Raw genomic sequence first — 17,482 nt, 5'->3', positions numbered from 1 at the left:
TCCTGCCGCGGGTGTGAGTTTGCGATCCTCATAAGAGCGTCAGGCGCGAATAGAAGTTTGGGTCGTGGCTCCACAGCGGCCGACCTATCCATCGGGTGGATGGTAGTTATCACAACAATCAATTTTACCAATATTATGGAATTCTACTACAAGGCCGCCACTTAAAGCGGCCAGACGGGTATCCGTCTCGCGTGGGCTGGTGCTGCCCGCAAAGATGCGGAGACGAACATGTGCGGGATTGTTGGCATCGTTGGGCAACAGCCGGTGTCGGATCGGTTGATCGGCGCGTTGAAGGGTTTGGAATATCGCGGCTATGATTCCGCCGGCGTTGCGACGATCATCGAGGGTGCCTTGCACCGCCGGCGCGCCGAGGGCAAGCTCGTCAATCTCGAGACGCGACTGAAGGAAGAGCCGCTGAGCGGCAACGTCGGCATCGGCCACACGCGTTGGGCAACCCACGGGGCCTCGACCGAACGCAATGCGCACCCGCACTTTAGCGACGGTGTCGCCGTAGTCCATAACGGCATCATCGAGAATTTCACCGAGCTGAAGGACGAATTGGCGGCGGATGGCGCCGAGTTCCAGACCGACACCGACACCGAGGTCGTTGGGCATCTCTTGGCAAGATACCGCCGAGAGGGCATGAGGCCGCAAGAGGCCACGCGTGCCATGCTGAAACGCGTCAAGGGCGCTTATGCGCTTGCCATCCTCTTCGAAGATGAACCGTCGACCATCACGGCGGCGCGCAACGGACCACCGCTCGCGATCGGTCACGGCGACGGCGAGATGTTCCTGGGCTCGGACGCGATCGCCCTTGCTCCCTTCACCAATGAAATTACCTATCTCATCGACGGCGACTGGGCCGTTGTCGGCAATTCGGGCGCCCATATCTTCGATGTCGACGGCCGTCCCGTCGAGCGTCCGCGCCATATCTCCACGGCCGCGGCCGATCTCGCCAACAAGGGCAACCATCGCCACTTCATGGAGAAGGAGATTTACGAGCAGCCCGAGGTCATAGCCCATGCTCTCCATCATTACATTAACATCATAGACAGTCGCGACATGGTTCCTGGCATTGATTTCGCCAAGGTCCCGAGCTTGGCGATCTCTGCCTGCGGGACCGCCTATTTCGCCGGACTGATCGGAAAATACTGGTTCGAGCGCTATGCGCGCCTGACGGTTGAAATCGACGTTGCGTCCGAATTCCGTTACCGCGAGATCCCGTTGCCGCCGCAGTCGGCGGCTCTTTTCATCTCGCAGTCCGGCGAAACCGCCGATACGCTTGCGTCATTGAGGTACTGCAAGGAGCGTGGGCTGAAAATTGGCGCTATCGTCAATGCCTGCGAATCGACCATCGCTCGCGAGGCCGATACGGTTTTCCCGATCCTTGCCGGACCGGAGATCGGCGTCGCCTCTACCAAGGCTTTTACCTGCCAGCTTGCCGTTCTAGCAGCACTCGCCATCGGCGCCGCCAGAGCCCGCGGGACCGTCCCCGAAGACGAGCTGCAGGAGCTCGTCAGGAGCCTCGCCGAATTGCCGCGCGTGATGGGCCACGTACTCGAGAGCATCCAGCCGGAAATCGAGTTCTTGTCGCGCGAACTGTCAAAGTGTCGTGACGTCCTGTATCTCGGCCGTGGCACCAGTTTCCCGCTAGCGATGGAAGGTGCGCTGAAGCTCAAGGAGATTTCCTACATCCATGCCGAGGGCTATGCAGCGGGTGAATTGAAGCACGGGCCGATCGCATTGATAGACGAGAACATGCCAGTGATCGTCATCGCGCCCCATGACCGTCTTTTCGACAAGACCGTTTCCAACATGCAGGAAGTGGCTGCCCGTGGAGGGCGGATTATCCTCATCACCGATGAAAAAGGGGCAGCCGTATCGAAACTCGAAACCATGCACACGCTCGTGCTGCCGGTTGTCGACGAGATTATCGCGCCAATGATCTTCTCGCTCCCGATACAGCTTCTAGCCTATTACACGGCGCTCTTCATGGGGACGGATGTGGACCAGCCGCGCAATCTCGCAAAATCGGTCACGGTCGAATGATTGTGAACCTGTACAGGTGGCGATGCGCCGCCAGGAAAGCGGTACCCCTTGTCTGGATCCGAAGCCCGGATGAAACCAGATGACCATTGTTTGCTGCAATTGCGAAACTCGGTAGCGGTTACGAGCGGGTCTTTTGCTGCCTCGCCGGTGGAGATTGCCGAAGGAAGCAGTGTCCGTGCCGAAAGTCCATCGGCGAGAATGGTCCACGAAGGATCGTAGGTCGCATGCGCTACGCCGACCAGGCTCTCAGCACGGGCAGCCCTGATACTTGATCAGAAGCAGGTGAGCCGCCATATTCCGGCCCGGCCAATTCAGCGGCCCATCCCTTGCATGAGGCCGGTTCGGCCGAATGGACGACCATTTTTTTTATTTGCTAGGTGTGCGCCTCGGGAGGAATCTCCGAGGGAGCTCCCAGTTCTTGGAGATGTTTATGAAGGATTCGCGCATTCCCGAACCAGTCTTGACGGCTATGTCCCAGGGAACCCACATCGTCCGCGCTTATCGCGAGCACCTTGGATATTCGATCGACGATCTGGCGGTCGCGTGCGGGCTGGCCGCTGAGGAAATCCAAAACATCGAGCGAGGTCTGAGGTACAGCAAGGGCTATCGGGATCGGATAGCGAAATCGCTTTCCATACCTGTGGGAATTCTTGAGTCGGAGTTGGACATTTCGGACGCCGCCTGAACAGATCGGATGATCTGCAATGGGTGGACTAGCTGTTGTGATGTGAAGCTTGCGGCTGATGTCGACGCTTGATTCGATTGATGCGATGCCTTCTGGCGCAGCTCACCGAACAACAAAGCGATATAGCCGCCCGGAGTGCTACGAAACGTGCACGACGGCATCGGCTCGCGACGAAGGACTAACGGCGAACTCTTCCTAGTTCGGCAAGGCGATGCTGGCTTGAGCATCAACTCGGCCTACGAGAGTGGCTACTCCTAGGCTGAATCGTCCACCATGGCGAAGTCGCGCCGCTCTGAAAGTAACATGGCGGGCATCCTGACGTTTCCGGGTTGACTATGGGCGTTCGAACCAGGAAAAGGGGCCGCTCTTCGTGAGTGGCGTGGGCCGGCAGTCTGGCCCCCAAGCCCCCCGCCCAGGCTGCCGGCGCGCTTCTAGAAAGATCGAAGTAGGGACTCGCTTGCGCTCTGCCCGCTGACACCTTGTGGTTCCTCCTGCGGGTCCAGCGGACCACCTTGGGTGTCGCCAGTTCTGGTGGTCACGCGCCTCCATTTGCGATCTCGTGTCAGTGAGTGCACCGCAAGCACCCTCTCTGCCAGCCTGAAAAATTCATGGGGGTGTTGGTGGATGTGGCGCAAGCCCGTTGAAATGACGTAGGATTTGGTTGCTTAAGCCGATCCGAAATTTCCCGGAGACCACACCCACCATGAACGATCTTGCGCTGCCGCTGAGCGGTTTGTCATCAGTCGGCGGCTAGTCCGTCGTCGCCCGTTTCGACGGCGGCATGCTGTCGTCCAACAGCGGCGTTCTGGCCTTGGCCGAGGTGGAAAAGCGGTTGCGGGTGGCCGAGCGTCTGGCGCGTTGCATCGACGATCCGCGCTGCCCGGACCAGGTCGTCCACAGCCTGGCGGACATGATCGACTTTCGCATGAAGATGATCGGCGCCGGCTACGAGGACGGCAACGACGCCAACCGGCTGCGCCGCGATCCGGTCTTCAAGATGGCCCAGGATGCGCTGCCGTCGGGTCGGGATCTGGCGTCGCAATCGACGCTGTGCCGGCTGGAGAACCTACCCGGGGTGCGGGAGCTGGTCGCGATGGGACGGGCGATGGTCGATCTCTATTGCGCCTCGTTCCGGCAAGTGCCGAAGCGGATCGTACTCGACATTGACGACACCTTCGACGCTGTGCACGGAGGCCAACAGCTTCGCCTGTTCAATGCCCACCATACGAGTACGGCTTCCAGCCGATCGTCGTGTTCGATGGTGCGGGACGGTTCGTCAGCGCGATCCTGCGACCGGCCAAGCGGCCGAGTGGGGCTGAGATCCGCCCCCACCTGCGCCGTCTGGTGCGGGCGATCCGGATCAACTGGCCGAACATTCGAATCCTGCTCCGCGGGGATAGCCATTATTGCAACCCAGGTCATCGACTGGTGCTGCGCGTCGACTTCATCTTTGGCCTCGCGCCCACCACGACCCTGCGCAAGCATGTGGCGGATCTGGAGGCCAGCACGACAGCACGCCTGGAAGCGTCGGCCAAGAGAGGCAAGGTCCGCATGTTCAAGGAGCTCATTGACGGCGCCCGCGGCGCGGCCGGGCCGGCAGCACTCAGGCGACTATAACGGGCGCAGGGCCGACCCTGCGGCTTCCAGACATTGTCGTGTACAGCTTCAGACCCTCAAGCCGAGCCCGCATGGCCTCGCTTACCTTTTACGGGGCGGCGGTACGTCCAAGCCGGTTCAACAGTTAAGAATTTCGCAAAGACGATACCCCCGGATCCTCGATCTTCCGCTGCCAATTCCCGCATTCGCCGAGGCGGTCAATGACCCGCCCTTCACAAGGTTATCCGGCAAGCATCTGGATGCGAGAGATAATGTTGCCGGAAGCATCTTTCATGGCTTCTACACCTGCCTGAACGCCAGAACCGCGTTCGTGCCGCCAAAGGCGAAGGAGTTGCTCAGTGCCACGCGCACCTTGCGCTCGCGTGCCACATTGGGCGTGACGTCGAGATCGCAATCGGGGTCCAGCTCACGATAATTGGCAGTCGGCGGCACGACGCTCTCGCGGATAGCCATCACGCAGGCGATCAACTCGAGCGCGCCGGACGCGCCGAGGCAATGCGCGTGCATGGACTTGGTAGAAGAAATGGACATTGAGAAGGCGTGCTGACCGAAGACGCGCTTGATCGCCGCCGTCTCGATCTGGTCGTTGGCCTTGGTGCCGGTGCCGTGCGCGTTGAGATAGTCGACATCCTCGGCGTCCAGCCTGGCATCGGCAAGGCAGGCCCGCATTGCTGCCTCCGGCCCCTCGACAGTCGGCGCGACGATGCCGGACGCATCGGCGGAAAGGCCGACACCGGCAATTTCGGCAAGGATGGTGGCGCCCCGAGCCAGGGCATGCTCGTAGCTTTCCAGCACCGCCATGCCGGCGCCTTCACCAAGCGACAGGCCCTGGCGATCGGCCGAGAATGGCCGGCAAGTATCGGGCGAAAGCACGCGGATCGCTTCCCATGCCTTCAGCACACCCCATATGAGCGGCGCTTCGCTGCCGCCGGCAAGCATCACGTCGGCCCGGCCGAGCCTGATCTGGTCCACCGCGCAGGCAATCGCATGGTTTGCCGAGGAACAGGCGGACGTGACGCCGAAGACCGGCCCGCGCAGGCCGAGACTCATGCTGACCTGGCCGGCAGCGGCACCCGGCATTGCCTTGGGTACAGTCAAGAGAGCGGCACGCTTACCGCCCAGAAGGATGGCGCGGTAGGTTTGCTCGATCGCATCCCACCCGCAGCCGCCAACGCCCACCGTCGCACCGAAGCGATAGTTATTTCCCTCTTTGGAGGAAAGTCCGGCCTGACGCATGGCTTCGCGCGCCGCAAGCACAGCGAGCAGGCTGAAGCGGTCCATGGAGATGAGTTGCTTGCTGTCGATGTCATGCTCCGGCAGGGCCTTGATCTCGGCACCGATCCTGACCCTCAATTCATGGAACTCGGAGTTGACGATTGGGCCGATGGCGGAGCGGCCTTCTCGCATCTCTGTCCAAATGGCGGCGGCGTTGGTTCCAAGCCCGCAAATCCCGCCAATCCCAGTAATCACGACGCGCCTGTCCATTCACACCCCCGTAGGGAGCAAGCTGCGCACGGCTTCCACCATGCCCCCAACATTCTGGAGATCCGACCATGCCTCGGCCGTATTCATCTCGATCTCGATGCCGTAGGCCTGCTCCAGGTCCCAGAGAACGTCCGCCAATCCCAGTGAATCGATACCGAGCGAAGTCAGTCCCGTGGCAGCCGTTATTTCGCCGCCCGTGGCAGGCGCTATGCCGCCCTCCGACGCGGCGCGCTTCTTGATCATTGCGATTATTTCGTTGGCGAGTTGATCTGCCATCTTGTTCCTTTCCAGCTTGCGTTTTCGGCGTCGTTCAAAACCCGAGTCGCGTCGCGTTGCCAAAATTGCCCCTCATAGAGCCTGTGCGCCGACCAAGCCCAATGCCCATAGGAACCGGACGAGTTCCGGCTTCTGTGGCGTCAGCCCGATGACGAAGAAAAGTCGCCGGCCTCCCGCTTTTGCGCCAGCACATCAAGAATCTGCGTGTAAATGGATAGGAACCGTCGTCAAACGTCAGCTAAACGCTGCGACGGTGGGTGCTGTCAGCGTATTCACTCGGCACCTCATATGTAATCGAGATGTTTCATAGCTCCGGACCAGTTGCGATCAACTATTGTACCGGTCGCCATTCGTCGGAGAGTTCGACATGATTTGGAGCGCTGCCTCTCATTCCCAGTACAATCTCCACCGCACGCGACAGATTTCCTCTTTCGGGCTCTTCTCAAGGGACTCGCCACGCGATAGAGGCAGTGATCGGCGCACGTGAGGTCCTGCCAGGTCCATGCGACATTCCGGAAAATTGGTAAAATCGTTTGTTTCAATCAATTTCATCCACGCTATGGATAGCTAAGATATGCGTTTCAAAGGGCTCGATCTGAATCTTCTCGTCGTTCTCGACGCGCTGCTTAGCGAGCGCGGCCTCACGGCGGCGGCACGCAGCATCAACCTAACCAAATTCATGGGGGTTGGTGGATGTGGCGCAAGCCCGTTGAAATGACGTAGGATTTGGTTGCTTAAGCCGATCCGAAATTTCCCGGAGACCACACCCACCATGAACGATCTTGCGCTGCCGCTGAGCGGTTTGTCATCAGTCGGCGGCTAGTCCGTCGTCGCCCGTTTCGACGGCGGCATGCTGTCGTCCAACAGCGGCGTTCTGGCCTTGGCCGAGGTGGAAAAGCGGTTGCGGGTGGCCGAGCGTCTGGCGCGTTGCATCGACGATCCGCGCTGCCCGGACCAGGTCGTCCACAGCCTGGCGGACATGATCGACTTTCGCATGAAGATGATCGGCGCCGGCTACGAGGACGGCAACGACGCCAACCGGCTGCGCCGCGATCCGGTCTTCAAGATGGCCCAGGATGCGCTGCCGTCGGGTCGGGATCTGGCGTCGCAATCGACGCTGTGCCGGCTGGAGAACCTACCCGGGGTGCGGGAGCTGGTCGCGATGGGACGGGCGATGGTCGATCTCTATTGCGCCTCGTTCCGGCAAGTGCCGAAGCGGATCGTACTCGACATTGACGACACCTTCGACGCTGTGCACGGAGGCCAACAGCTTCGCCTGTTCAATGCCCACCATACGAGTACGGCTTCCAGCCGATCGTCGTGTTCGATGGTGCGGGACGGTTCGTCAGCGCGATCCTGCGACCGGCCAAGCGGCCGAGTGGGGCTGAGATCCGCCCCCACCTGCGCCGTCTGGTGCGGGCGATCCGGATCAACTGGCCGAACATTCGAATCCTGCTCCGCGGGGATAGCCATTATTGCAACCCAGGTCATCGACTGGTGCTGCGCGTCGACTTCATCTTTGGCCTCGCGCCCACCACGACCCTGCGCAAGCATGTGGCGGATCTGGAGGCCAGCACGACAGCACGCCTGGAAGCGTCGGCCAAGAGAGGCAAGGTCCGCATGTTCAAGGAGCTCATTGACGGCGCCGCTAGTTGGAGCCGCGTCGAGCGCATCATCGCGCGGGTCGAGGTCGGCGCCCACGGTGGCGATATCCGCTTCGTCCCCCGCCTGCCATCACGCCGGAGCAATCCCGGCGCCTGACGAGGCGCGTGGAAAAGCACCGCAACGGCGACCACAGCGTCGCTTCAGGCCGTCAAAAGCTTATCGCCGTGCATCAAGGCGGCTAGATGGCAACGAGGCTTATGCCGCCCGAGCATCGCAGCTAAGTATGCATGAGGGGTCGTCCCTTCAAAATACTTGATACATTTGCGCTTGCGTAGCTCCTTGCATGCGCTCGATGCCAGGAGGAGACCTCTGTTCTAAAAGCTCGCATCGATGCAACGCCGTTGACACCATCATCGCGGCGACCGCTTTGCCGCGGCCGCCGCAGCCCTTTTCGAGCATGACGATCATGCCGGCGCCATCGCAGTGATGCACTTGCAAATTCAGAGATGCACTCTGGCCAAATGCTAGGTGCCCAGCATATGTCCGGCATCCCGCAACGCCGCTACGAAGAGACGGGCATTGCCGTTGGCATCCATCTTGGCCTGCATCGACAGGGGCATCCTGTGCCAGCTCTCCAAGGCCGCAATGTAATGTGAGAACATACCGTTAACGATGCAATAGTGGGTAACTAGGCCGTGTCCGTCTAACGCCAGCACGCCGAATTGGCCGCCGTGATATCGGATGGCTGCGACCCGCTGGACCTGCGCGTCACCGTCGATCCGCACGTTGAAAAGCAGGCTGCCGCGGCTCCTGGTGGCTATCTCGGCGGCTTTTTCAGCGAAGCTCAACGAGAGCGAGCGGACGCTTTCGACTGCCATCTGTAAAACCATCAAGTTCAGTTCATCCACTGCCATAAGGTACCTGTGCGCAAGACATGGGTGATTGCAATCAACCACACCGCTTGTTCACAGATGTCGGCTCACGACCGGTTATTCAGGGTTCGCCGGTTATCCATTGAGGGCGTGCTCATCAAAATGATCCTGACGTGGAATGCGCTGCATCTACGAAGCGCGACGAGCAGGCCAGCCAAAGCTGTCGCGACAATTGATCTCATAATCCACCCCGATATCTGGATTTCGGCATCGCTGAACATCCCTGGTAAGTGAGCTGTTTGCGGCAAGCCCATCTCGGCTTTGTACTCCGAAACCGTTGCAATGGCGTCGCTCGGCGCTCGGGACCGACAGGCTCTGCTCGTCGAGAACTTTGTCCCCGAGAAGCGTTCGACTTTGAGCATTCCGCTGAAGGGTGACGTCTCGTCAGTCCGTGTCCTTGCAGCTCACCGCGAAGGCTTTTTGCGCACGCACGCAAGCGCACGAATTGGTCTCCGTTCACTTCACAAAATGGTTTTCCTGAAGTACTGGAGCGCAGAGAAATCTCCGGTCGCAGCCTACCCGGTTAAAACAAGGACCCAACGATGAAGACTCTCGTCGTCTGCTCCGGCGGATTGGATTCCGTTACTCTTGCCCACAAGGTGGCAGCGGAGCACCAGCTGACCAGCCTGCTATCGTTCGATTACGGCCAACGGCATAGGAAGGAATTGGGCTTCGCCACCCTTTGCGCGGAGCGCCTGAGTGTCCCGCAGCGAATCATCGATATCCACGAGATCGGCGGCGACCTTTCCGGCTCCGCGCTGACCGACAATGTGGACGTGCCCGACGGGCACTATGCCGAAGACACGATGAAGATAACGGTGGTGCCCAACCGGAACGCCATCATGTTGGCCATTGCCTTCGGCCTCGCCGCAGCGCAAGACGCTGACGCAGTGGCGACGGCCGTGCATGGTGGGGATCACGTTGTCTATCCCGATTGCCGTCCGGCCTTCATCGACGCTTTCCAGATGATGCAGGACCACGCGCTCGACGGCTACGCGCAGATTCGCCTTTATGCACCCTATGTGAACCTGACGAAGGCGGACATTGTTACGGATGGAGCCACATACGGCACGCCGTTTGCGCAGACCTGGTCCTGTTACAAGGGCACCGAGCGTCATTGCGGGAGGTGCGGGACCTGCGTCGAGCGGCGTGAGGCGTTTCACATCGCTGGGCACCCGGACCCAACCGAGTATGAGGACTCCGACTTCTGGCTCGGAGCGCTGCGAAGGACCACCGCGTAATGTTCCGCATCACCAAGGAATTCCACTTCTCAGCCTCGCATCAGCTCACCTCATTGCCACCCGATCACCAATGCGCGCGCCTGCACGGACATAACTACATCGTCGAAGTGGAGCTTTCAGCGGATGGACTGGACGATCACGGCTTCGTGCGCGACTACCACGACTTGGCGCCATTCAAACGCTACATCGACGAGAGCTTCGACCACCGGCATCTCAACGACGTGCTGGGACACGAGCAAGTCACGGCGGAATATCTGGCCAGACATTTCTACGACTGGTGCAAGGCACGCCTGAGCGAAACCGCGGCCGTGCGGGTGAGCGAAACGCCGAAAACCTGGGCGGAATACCGGCCATGACGAATACTCATCCCGCAATCCGCGTTAGCGAGATTTTCGGGCCGACGATCCAGGGCGAGGGCGTGCTCATAGGTTTGCCGACGATCTTCGTCAGAACCGGCGGGTGTGACTATCGCTGTTCCTGGTGCGACAGCCTCCATGCTGTGGACAATCAATTCCGCCATGAATGGGAGATGATGTCCGTTGGGGCGGTGTGGAAAAATGTGCTTGCCCTTTCCGGTGGCCGCCCGCTGATGGTGTCGCTATCAGGCGGCAATCCGGCCATCCAGCCGCTCGGCGCGCTCATCGACCGGGGCCATGGTGACGGTTACCGTTTTGCGCTGGAAACCCAAGGGTCGCTTGCCAGGGACTGGTTTGCGCAGCTTGACGTGCTGATCCTCAGCCCAAAGCCGCCGTCAAGCCGAATGACGACAGATTGGGCCGCTGTCGAGGCGTGCCTCCAGGCGGCACAAGGCAAGCCCCAAGTCGTGCTCAAGCTCATTGTTTTCGACGAAAGGGACTACACCTACGCGAAAGACGCCGCTGCGCAATTTCCGCAACTTCCGATCTATCTGCAGCCCGGCAATCACACGCCGCCACACCCCACAAATGATGACGCGCCTGTCGACCTTGACGGAATATTGAAGCGCATGGAGTGGCTGGTTGACAGCGTGACCCGCGACAGATGGTTCGAGGCCCGCGTGCTGCCGCAGCTGCACGTTGTGCTCTGGGGTAACAAGAGAGCCGTCTAGCCCAGGGCCTTTCCACTGGAACTGCGCCGGCAGAATTCGGGTGAACGGGTGGTTCAGGTCGAAGGGAGCTGTCGCCGACAACCATGATCCGACAGGCAGGGCTCGAGCGGACGATATCGTCGCTGCGCCAAGACGCGTCTGGTCCGCTCAGAATCTTGTCTCGATAGACGGTCGCCGATCAACAAACGTACCGCGGTCCATGATCGACTGAGAGGCATGACCGTTCCTCTGAGTGCTCAGACTGCCGCCGAGTGCCTGGCCGTTCCAGCTTCGAAATATTTGTCGAACCTGGCCGCGATGCTTCGGACGAAAGGGCGACTTTCAGCCGGCACAACGAATCTGTCGCCATCAAGTTCAAGCAATCGAACCGGATCGTGGAGGGCCATGGAACTTGACTGAAGGAGGAGCCTCTGGCCGGCCTCGCCGAAGCGTTCCACCAGATCGATGGCCGAGAAGGCGAAGTCGCACATCAAACGTTCGATGATCCAGCCGCGAACGCGGTCGTCGTTGGAAAGTGCGATACCCCGAACAGCGGCCAGCCCGCCGTCATCAACCATGCGTCTATATTCGCTGGTTGAAGGCATGTTCTGCGCATAGCCTTGCCGAAACTGGCTAATGGATGACGGGCCGAGCCCGATCAAGATTTCGCAGCAATCGTCCGTGTAGCCCTGAAAGTTCCGGTGCAAAGTCCCGGTGCGGGCGGCAAGGGCCAGGGCATCGCCGGGTTTGGCGAAATGGTCGAGCCCGATTGCCTCGTATCCATTGTCTACAATCGCCTGTGCAGCCAGTTGCGACTGGGCAAAGCGCTCCGCGGGACCCGGCAACCAGGCCTCGTCGATCATCGTCTGATGTTTCTTGAACCACGGTACATGCGCGTAGCCAAACAGTGCGATCCGATCCGGTTCCAGGGTCAGTGCCTGCGTGACCGTAGAAGCGACGCTTTCCCTGGTCTGGTGCGGCAGACCGTAGAGCAGGTCCAGATTGACCGATTCGACGCCGCGCGAACGAACGCCGTCGACGACCGTCTTGGTCTGCAGGAAGCTCTGCTCGCGGTTGATCGCCTTTTGCACCTTCGGATCGAAATCCTGAACGCCGAGGCTCGCACGGGTCATGCCGATTTCGGCAAGCGCATCGAGGCGGGCATCGTCCATATCGTTGGGTTCGATTTCAACGCTGATCGTGGCGCCGGGAAGAAAGCCGAAGCTGTTGCGCAGGGCGGTTCCCAGCGCCACCATATCTTCGGGCTTGAGCATGGTCGGCGAACCACCGCCGAAATGGACGGCACGCACACGACCTTTGCCTCCAACAAGACTGGCGACGGTGGCGATCTCGGCATGCAGTGAGCGCAGATATGTGGTCACCGGTTCGTAATGGCGTGTCTGCTTGGTATGGCAGGCACAGAACCAGCAAAGCTTGTCGCAGTATGGGATGTGCAGATAGAGCGAGATTTCGTCGCCCTCGTCGAGCCGCTGTAGCCAGCCACGACAAACGGTAGCGTCAACGCTTGCATTGAAATGCGGCGCGGTCGGGTAGCTCGTGTAGCGCGGGACGTTCTCGCCAAATCTGGCAACTAGCTTTTGTCGCATGTCGTGGTCCACCGTGTTTGCGTCGCCCGAACTGTGGATGCTTGGATGAGCCTAAGCCCTGATTTCGATCAACCTTCAGCACGGACAAACTGCCGCAAGGATTTTTCTACCGTGGATGCTATCCTGCCCGCACGGACCGGTAGAGCGATCGAATGACATTACGGCAGGATATTCACAGTTCCGGCATCCCCGTTCTTTGCCTGTCTTGCGAGGCACGGCGCCGCGGTGTCTGTGGCGCGCTAGAGCCAGACCATTTGGCTCAGCTCGCCAAGACGTCGTCGCGGCACAATATCGAGCCGGGGGTCGAACTGATCGGCGACGCCGAGGCGGTCGACTGTTATTCGAACGTGCTTTCAGGCGTGGTGAAGCTCACGAAGAGCCTGTCAGATGGACGCCAACAGATTGTCGGCCTGCAGTTCGCCCCGGATTTTCTGGGTCGGCCCTTCAAGATGAAAAGTGCGATCAATGCGGAAGCGGCAACAGCTGTCTCGCTATGCTCGTTTCCCAGAGCGGCCATCGAACGGATGATGAAGCAGTCACCCGAATTTGTGCATCGCCTGCTCAAGCAGGCGCTGAACGAACTTGACGAGGCACGCGAATGGATGGTGACTCTGGGGCGCAAGACCGCACCAGAGAAGGTGGCGAGCTTTCTCCTCATGATTGCCCGGAACATCGACTCCAATGTTGACCCGACGGCTAGCTCGACGTGCTTCGAGCTGCCGATGACGCGTGCCGACATTTCTGATTTCCTTGGAATCACAAACGAGACCGTGAGCCGTCAGCTGACCAGCCTGAGAATGGACGGCGTGATTCGGATCGAGAACAACCGCCGCGTCACCGTGGACAGCATGAGCCGGCTGGAACGGCGCTGCGGCGGCCGAGGCGCTACAGCCGTTTGAATGACGCAGAAGCTGCATGGCCCCCGTCACTTACTTCATTCGGGGCAGGGCATGCTCGCGTTTGGCTCAGAAGAAGTCGCGTAGCGACAGCCCGTTCTCCATCCGATCGTATGCGCCAGTTGCCTTTCGGCTCGTCGGCGAAGCATCCACACTTGGCGAAGTCAATACGCCTCATCCGCAGGGGAAAATCGCCGTCTCCCCAAGCCATGAATGTCACGACGGCAGCGTAACGCTGGCGCTGGCTGTTCCAAGGCATTGAACGCGGGGTTCGGTAAGGCGTCGACCTGCTTTCCAGCGTCGCAGAAGGTGCGCTCCCCCACACGCCCGCGGTCGCCTCCGCACCCGGGGCCCGACCGGGGACGCCAGGCCCCATCCATAAACGGGCGGCCGGTGGTGCGCTTCCACATTCGATCGTCGCAGTCTGATCGCACCGAACTCGATGCTGCTCGAGCAAAATGGTGCGGCTCTGACATGGATCAGGGCGAGCAGGCGACGGCTGCGCAATAAGGCACCGCGGTTTGGCATCCGCCGAAATTGGAAATCGGGGCTTGCGATGAAATTCGGCAAAGAAATCGTGCTTCTAAGCCTGTTCGCATTCGCGGCTTTGGTGGCGGCTGGCGCTGGGGTGGATGAACCCTTTCGCCAGCATATGTGGGTCTTGTTCTTCGCCTTGGCTGGCTTCACTGCGATCCTACTGCGTAACACTGAGTTCAAGCCTGCCGCTCCGATCGACCCGTCCGCTTACATGGACGGGCCAATCCGCTACGGCGCCATCGCCACCATGTTCTGGGGTGTGGTTGGCATGCTGGTCGGGGTGGTCATCGCGCTGCAGCTTGCCTATCCCGATCTCAACATCCAGCCCTGGTTCAACTTCGGCCGCTTGCGGCCTCTGCACACCTCGGGCGTCGTCTTCGCCTTCGGCGGCAACGCGTTGCTTTGCACGTCTCTCTATGTCGTCCAACGCACATGCCGCGCTCGGCTGTTCGGTGGCGATCTCGCCTGGTTCGTGTTCTGGGGCTACCAGCTCTTCATCGTCATGGCCGCGACAGGTTATCTGCTCGGCATCACCGAGAGCCGCGAATATGCGGAACCCGAATGGTATGTCGACATCTGGCTGACCATCGTCTGGGTCGGCTACCTGATCCTGTTTCTGGGCACCATCCTGAAGCGCAAGGAACCGCACATCTACGTCGCCAACTGGTTCTACCTTTCCTTCATCGTGACCATCGCGATGCTGCATGTGATCAACAACCTGTCGATGCCGGCCTCCTTTCTCGGCTCCAAGAGCTATTCCGCATTTTCCGGAGTCCAGGACGCCCTGACGCAGTGGTGGTACGGCCACAATGCGGTCGGGTTCTTCCTCACCGCCGGCTTCCTCGGCATGATGTACTATTTCGTGCCCAAGCAGGCCAACCGGCCGGTCTATTCCTACCGCCTGTCGATCGTCCATTTCTGGGCAATCATCTTCCTCTACATCTGGGCCGGGCCCCATCACCTGCACTACACTGCCCTGCCCGATTGGGCGCAGACGCTCGGCATGGTGTTCTCGATCATGCTGTGGATGCCGTCATGGGGCGGCATGATCAACGGCCTGATGACGCTGTCGGGCGCCTGGGACAAGCTGCGCACTGACCCGATCATCCGCATGATGGTGATGGCCATCGCCTTCTACGGCATGTCCACCTTCGAGGGCCCGATGATGTCGATCAAGACGGTCAATTCTCTGTCGCATTATACCGACTGGACCATTGGCCACGTTCACTCCGGTGCGCTCGGCTGGGTCGGCATGATCTCGTTCGGCGCGATCTACTTTATGGTGCCGAAGCTGTGGAACCGTGAACGGCTCTACTCGCTTCGCCTCGTTACCTGGCACTTCTGGCTGGCGACGCTTGGCATCGTTGTCTACGCCGCTGTCATGTGGGTGTCCGGCATCATGCAGGGCCTGATGTGGCGCGAATACGACGAGCAGGGCTTCCTGGTCTACTCCTTCGCCGAAACCGTGGCAGCCATGCACCCCTACTATGTCATGCGTGCCATCGGCGGAGCCATGTACCTCTCCGGCACCCTGATCATGGCCTGGAACATCGGCATGACAATTCTCGGACACCAGCGCGAGGAGGAGCCGATGCCCGCCTCCGTTCCCGCCCTTCAGCCTGCCGAATAAGGAGCCAGAAAATGGGCTTGATGGACAGACACGCATTGATCGAGAAGAACGCTACGCTTCTACTCGTGGGCTCCCTCCTAGTGGTAACGGTCGGCGGCATCGTCGAGATCGCGCCGCTCTTCTATCTCGATAATACGATCGAGAAGGTGGAAGGCATGCGCCCCTACTCGCCGCTCGAACTTGCCGGACGAAACATCTATGTCCGCGAGGGCTGCTACCTCTGCCACAGCCAGATGATCAGGCCGTTCCGTGACGAGGTCGAGCGCTACGGCCACTACAGCCTGGCGGCCGAGTCGATGTACGACCACCCCTTCCAGTGGGGATCGAAGCGCACCGGACCGGACCTCGCTCGCGTCGGTGACCGCTATTCCAACCTGTGGCACGTGGATCACCTGACAGATCCACGGTCCGTGGTGCCGGAATCGATCATGCCGAGCTATGCCTTCCTGAAGGACAAGCCGATCGCGGCGAAGGACTTCTCGACGCATCTGGTCGCCAACAGGCGCGTCGGCGTCCCCTACTCCGACGACATGATCGCCAACGCCAATGCCGATTTGATGGCGCAGGCTGATCCCAACGCCGACACATCCGGCCTCCAGGCCCGCTACCCCAAGGCCAAGATCGGCGACTTCGACGGCAACCCGCAACAGGTCACCGAGATGGACGCGCTGGTCGCCTATCTCCAGATGCTCGGCACGCTGGTCGATTTCAAGAACTACGATGAGACCGCCGGCTACCGCTGAGGACAATGGCCATGACGTACAATTTCATGCGGGAGTTTGCCGACAGCTGGGGCCTACTTGCCATGGCTCTTTTCTTCATCGGATCTGTTGCCTTTGCAGTTCGTCCCGGAAGCCGCAGGCAAGCCGGCGAAGCAGCTCAAATTCCTCTGAAGGAGGACTGATCATGAGCAGCGATCACATCGACGAGGTTTCCGGCATCTCAACCACCGGTCATGAGTGGGACGGCATCCGGGAGCTCAACAACCCGCTTCCGCGCTGGTGGGTCTGGACGTTCTACATCACCATAGTCTGGGCGATCGGGTACACGATCGCCTATCCGGCATGGCCTCTGCTGCACACGGCAACCAAGGGTGTGCTCGGCTATTCCAGTCGCAACGATGTCGGGAACGAGTTGTCCAAGGCTGAAGCAGCCAAGGGCAAATATGTCGCCGCGATAGAAGCGAAAAGTGTTTCGGAGATCGCGGCGGACGACACGCTGCGCGAATTCGCCGTCGCCGCCGGCGGTGCCGCGTTCAAGCTCAATTGCGTGCAGTGCCATGGTTCCGGCGCCCAGGGCTCCAAGGGCTTCCCCAACCTCAACGACGACGACTGGCTGTGGGGCGGGAAGGCGGACCAGATTCAGCAGACGATCACCCATGGCATTCGCTTCGCCTCCGATCCGGATACGCGCCTGTCGGAAATGCCCGCCTTTGCCGACATCATCACCGCCGACCAGATCAAACAGGTCAGCGCCTACGTCGCCAGTCTGTCGGGGGCCGTCGTCAATCAAGCATTGGTCGCGCCGGGCGCAAAGGTCTTTGCCGAAAACTGCGTGGCCTGTCATGGCGACAATGCAAAAGGCAACAAGGAACTCGGCGCTCCAGATCTGACCGACGCCATCTGGCTCTACGGGTCAGGCGAAGCGGCCATCGCCGCCCAGGTAACCGCACCGAAACACGGCGTGATGCCGGCCTGGGGCGCGCGCCTGGGCGAAACCAGGGTCAAGGAACTGGCGGTCTACATCCATTCGCTTGGCGGCGGAGAATAGGAAAGCAGCCTATTCTCGTCCTCCCCCTCCCGCCAAGCGACGAGGCCCGGCGCAAGCCGGGCCTCGGCATCATCCAGAACCGATGA

General features: G+C 60.4%; 15 protein-coding genes and 3 pseudogenes. 13 read left to right on the top strand and 5 right to left on the bottom strand.

The window, feature by feature from the left end:
- Window positions 1-228: 228 nt before the first annotated feature.
- The 3 genes and pseudogenes from glmS to NKJ57_RS25050 form a co-directional block, all read left to right on the top strand.
- Window positions 229-2,049: a glutamine--fructose-6-phosphate transaminase (isomerizing) gene (glmS, locus tag NKJ57_RS25060; RefSeq protein WP_352512941.1), complete on the top strand. Its 1,821-nt coding sequence runs from the start codon at window positions 229-231 to the stop codon at window positions 2,047-2,049.
- 430 nt (window positions 2,050-2,479) lie between these two features.
- Window positions 2,480-2,734 (top strand): helix-turn-helix domain-containing protein, encoded by a 255-nt coding sequence (locus NKJ57_RS25055; protein WP_031197535.1) that lies wholly within the window; start codon window positions 2,480-2,482, stop codon window positions 2,732-2,734.
- A 703-nt stretch (window positions 2,735-3,437) separates the two neighbouring features.
- Window positions 3,438-4,312: pseudogene (locus NKJ57_RS25050) on the top strand (IS1380 family transposase); the annotation flags it as partial.
- 318 nt (window positions 4,313-4,630) lie between these two features.
- Here NKJ57_RS25050 and NKJ57_RS25045 read toward each other — a convergent pair.
- Both NKJ57_RS25045 and NKJ57_RS25040 read right to left on the bottom strand, forming a co-directional pair.
- A complete protein-coding gene (locus NKJ57_RS25045) occupies window positions 4,631-5,836 on the bottom strand; it encodes a beta-ketoacyl-[acyl-carrier-protein] synthase family protein (protein ID WP_352512943.1) in 1,206 nt (401 codons plus the stop codon).
- Complete coding sequence (locus NKJ57_RS25040) at window positions 5,837-6,112, bottom strand: acyl carrier protein (protein ID WP_023673543.1); 276 nt, start codon at window positions 6,110-6,112, stop codon at window positions 5,837-5,839. It lies immediately after the preceding gene.
- A 574-nt stretch (window positions 6,113-6,686) separates the two neighbouring features.
- On the opposite strand from NKJ57_RS25040, the pseudogene NKJ57_RS25035 reads away from it, so the two are divergent.
- A pseudogene (locus NKJ57_RS25035) lies at window positions 6,687-6,788 on the top strand (LysR family transcriptional regulator); the annotation flags it as partial.
- Between the two features lie 96 nt (window positions 6,789-6,884).
- Window positions 6,885-7,834, top strand: a pseudogene (locus NKJ57_RS25030) (IS1380 family transposase); the annotation flags it as partial.
- Between the two features lie 186 nt (window positions 7,835-8,020).
- Here NKJ57_RS25030 and NKJ57_RS25025 read toward each other — a convergent pair.
- Both NKJ57_RS25025 and NKJ57_RS25020 read right to left on the bottom strand, forming a co-directional pair.
- Complete coding sequence (locus NKJ57_RS25025) at window positions 8,021-8,185, bottom strand: hypothetical protein (RefSeq protein WP_352512945.1); 165 nt, start codon at window positions 8,183-8,185, stop codon at window positions 8,021-8,023.
- Between the two features lie 56 nt (window positions 8,186-8,241).
- On the bottom strand, window positions 8,242-8,631 hold the full coding sequence (locus NKJ57_RS25020) for a hypothetical protein (RefSeq protein ID WP_023673549.1): 390 nt from the start codon (window positions 8,629-8,631) through the stop codon (window positions 8,242-8,244).
- Between the two features lie 560 nt (window positions 8,632-9,191).
- Between NKJ57_RS25020 and queC the strand changes: the two genes are divergently transcribed.
- The 3 genes from queC to queE are packed head-to-tail and all read left to right on the top strand — an operon-like array spanning window position 9,192 to window position 10,977.
- Complete coding sequence (gene queC, locus NKJ57_RS25015; RefSeq protein WP_352512947.1) at window positions 9,192-9,890, top strand: 7-cyano-7-deazaguanine synthase QueC; 699 nt, start codon at window positions 9,192-9,194, stop codon at window positions 9,888-9,890.
- Window positions 9,890-10,246, top strand: coding sequence for a 6-carboxytetrahydropterin synthase QueD (queD, locus tag NKJ57_RS25010; RefSeq protein WP_023673552.1), 357 nt, complete (start codon window positions 9,890-9,892; stop codon window positions 10,244-10,246). The genes queC and queD overlap by 1 nt, the downstream gene beginning before the upstream one ends.
- Entirely contained in the window at window positions 10,243-10,977 is a 735-nt protein-coding gene (gene queE / locus NKJ57_RS25005; RefSeq protein ID WP_023707020.1) for a 7-carboxy-7-deazaguanine synthase QueE, read from the top strand. The genes queD and queE overlap by 4 nt, the downstream gene beginning before the upstream one ends.
- A gap of 236 nt (window positions 10,978-11,213) precedes the next feature.
- Here the strand turns inward: queE and hemN are convergent, their stop codons facing one another.
- Window positions 11,214-12,563, bottom strand: a complete 1,350-nt coding sequence (gene hemN / locus NKJ57_RS25000; protein ID WP_023694870.1) for an oxygen-independent coproporphyrinogen III oxidase — start codon at window positions 12,561-12,563, stop codon at window positions 11,214-11,216.
- A gap of 152 nt (window positions 12,564-12,715) precedes the next feature.
- On the opposite strand from hemN, the gene NKJ57_RS24995 reads away from it, so the two are divergent.
- The 5 genes from NKJ57_RS24995 to ccoP all read left to right on the top strand — a co-directional run bounded on the left by NKJ57_RS24995 (window position 12,716) and on the right by ccoP (window position 17,396).
- Entirely contained in the window at window positions 12,716-13,462 is a 747-nt protein-coding gene (locus tag NKJ57_RS24995) for a Crp/Fnr family transcriptional regulator (protein ID WP_023708062.1), read from the top strand.
- Between the two features lie 553 nt (window positions 13,463-14,015).
- Window positions 14,016-15,626 (top strand): cytochrome-c oxidase, cbb3-type subunit I, encoded by a 1,611-nt coding sequence (gene ccoN / locus NKJ57_RS24990; RefSeq protein ID WP_352512949.1) that lies wholly within the window; start codon window positions 14,016-14,018, stop codon window positions 15,624-15,626.
- A gap of 11 nt (window positions 15,627-15,637) precedes the next feature.
- Complete coding sequence (ccoO, locus tag NKJ57_RS24985; protein WP_352512951.1) at window positions 15,638-16,369, top strand: cytochrome-c oxidase, cbb3-type subunit II; 732 nt, start codon at window positions 15,638-15,640, stop codon at window positions 16,367-16,369.
- An 11-nt stretch (window positions 16,370-16,380) separates the two neighbouring features.
- Complete coding sequence (locus tag NKJ57_RS24980; protein WP_023690689.1) at window positions 16,381-16,530, top strand: CcoQ/FixQ family Cbb3-type cytochrome c oxidase assembly chaperone; 150 nt, start codon at window positions 16,381-16,383, stop codon at window positions 16,528-16,530.
- Window positions 16,531-16,532: 2 nt separating this feature from the next.
- Window positions 16,533-17,396, top strand: a complete 864-nt coding sequence (ccoP, locus tag NKJ57_RS24975; RefSeq protein WP_352512953.1) for a cytochrome-c oxidase, cbb3-type subunit III — start codon at window positions 16,533-16,535, stop codon at window positions 17,394-17,396.
- Window positions 17,397-17,482: the final 86 nt, after the last annotated feature.

Origin of the sequence: Mesorhizobium sp. M0077 (assembly GCF_040322955.1) — a bacterium.
In the GTDB taxonomy this organism is placed as follows: domain Bacteria; phylum Pseudomonadota; class Alphaproteobacteria; order Rhizobiales; family Rhizobiaceae; genus Mesorhizobium.
This window is presented reverse-complemented; position numbering and strand designations above follow the sequence as displayed.

Coding starts and splice junctions, on each gene's coding strand:
- NKJ57_RS24995 (WP_023708062.1), top strand. CDS start 12,716: ATGACATTACGGCAGGATATTCACAGTTCCGGCATCCCCGTTCTTTGC.
- NKJ57_RS25040 (WP_023673543.1), bottom strand. CDS start 6,112: ATGGCAGATCAACTCGCCAACGAAATAATCGCAATGATCAAGAAGCGC.
- NKJ57_RS25025 (WP_352512945.1), bottom strand. CDS start 8,185: ATGATCGTCATGCTCGAAAAGGGCTGCGGCGGCCGCGGCAAAGCGGTC.
- NKJ57_RS25055 (WP_031197535.1), top strand. CDS start 2,480: ATGAAGGATTCGCGCATTCCCGAACCAGTCTTGACGGCTATGTCCCAG.
- NKJ57_RS25020 (WP_023673549.1), bottom strand. CDS start 8,631: ATGGCAGTGGATGAACTGAACTTGATGGTTTTACAGATGGCAGTCGAA.
- queC (WP_352512947.1), top strand. CDS start 9,192: ATGAAGACTCTCGTCGTCTGCTCCGGCGGATTGGATTCCGTTACTCTT.
- queE (WP_023707020.1), top strand. CDS start 10,243: ATGACGAATACTCATCCCGCAATCCGCGTTAGCGAGATTTTCGGGCCG.
- ccoP (WP_352512953.1), top strand. CDS start 16,533: ATGAGCAGCGATCACATCGACGAGGTTTCCGGCATCTCAACCACCGGT.
- hemN (WP_023694870.1), bottom strand. CDS start 12,563: ATGCGACAAAAGCTAGTTGCCAGATTTGGCGAGAACGTCCCGCGCTAC.
- ccoN (WP_352512949.1), top strand. CDS start 14,016: ATGAAATTCGGCAAAGAAATCGTGCTTCTAAGCCTGTTCGCATTCGCG.
- NKJ57_RS25045 (WP_352512943.1), bottom strand. CDS start 5,836: ATGGACAGGCGCGTCGTGATTACTGGGATTGGCGGGATTTGCGGGCTT.
- glmS (WP_352512941.1), top strand. CDS start 229: ATGTGCGGGATTGTTGGCATCGTTGGGCAACAGCCGGTGTCGGATCGG.
- queD (WP_023673552.1), top strand. CDS start 9,890: ATGTTCCGCATCACCAAGGAATTCCACTTCTCAGCCTCGCATCAGCTC.
- NKJ57_RS24980 (WP_023690689.1), top strand. CDS start 16,381: ATGACGTACAATTTCATGCGGGAGTTTGCCGACAGCTGGGGCCTACTT.
- ccoO (WP_352512951.1), top strand. CDS start 15,638: ATGGGCTTGATGGACAGACACGCATTGATCGAGAAGAACGCTACGCTT.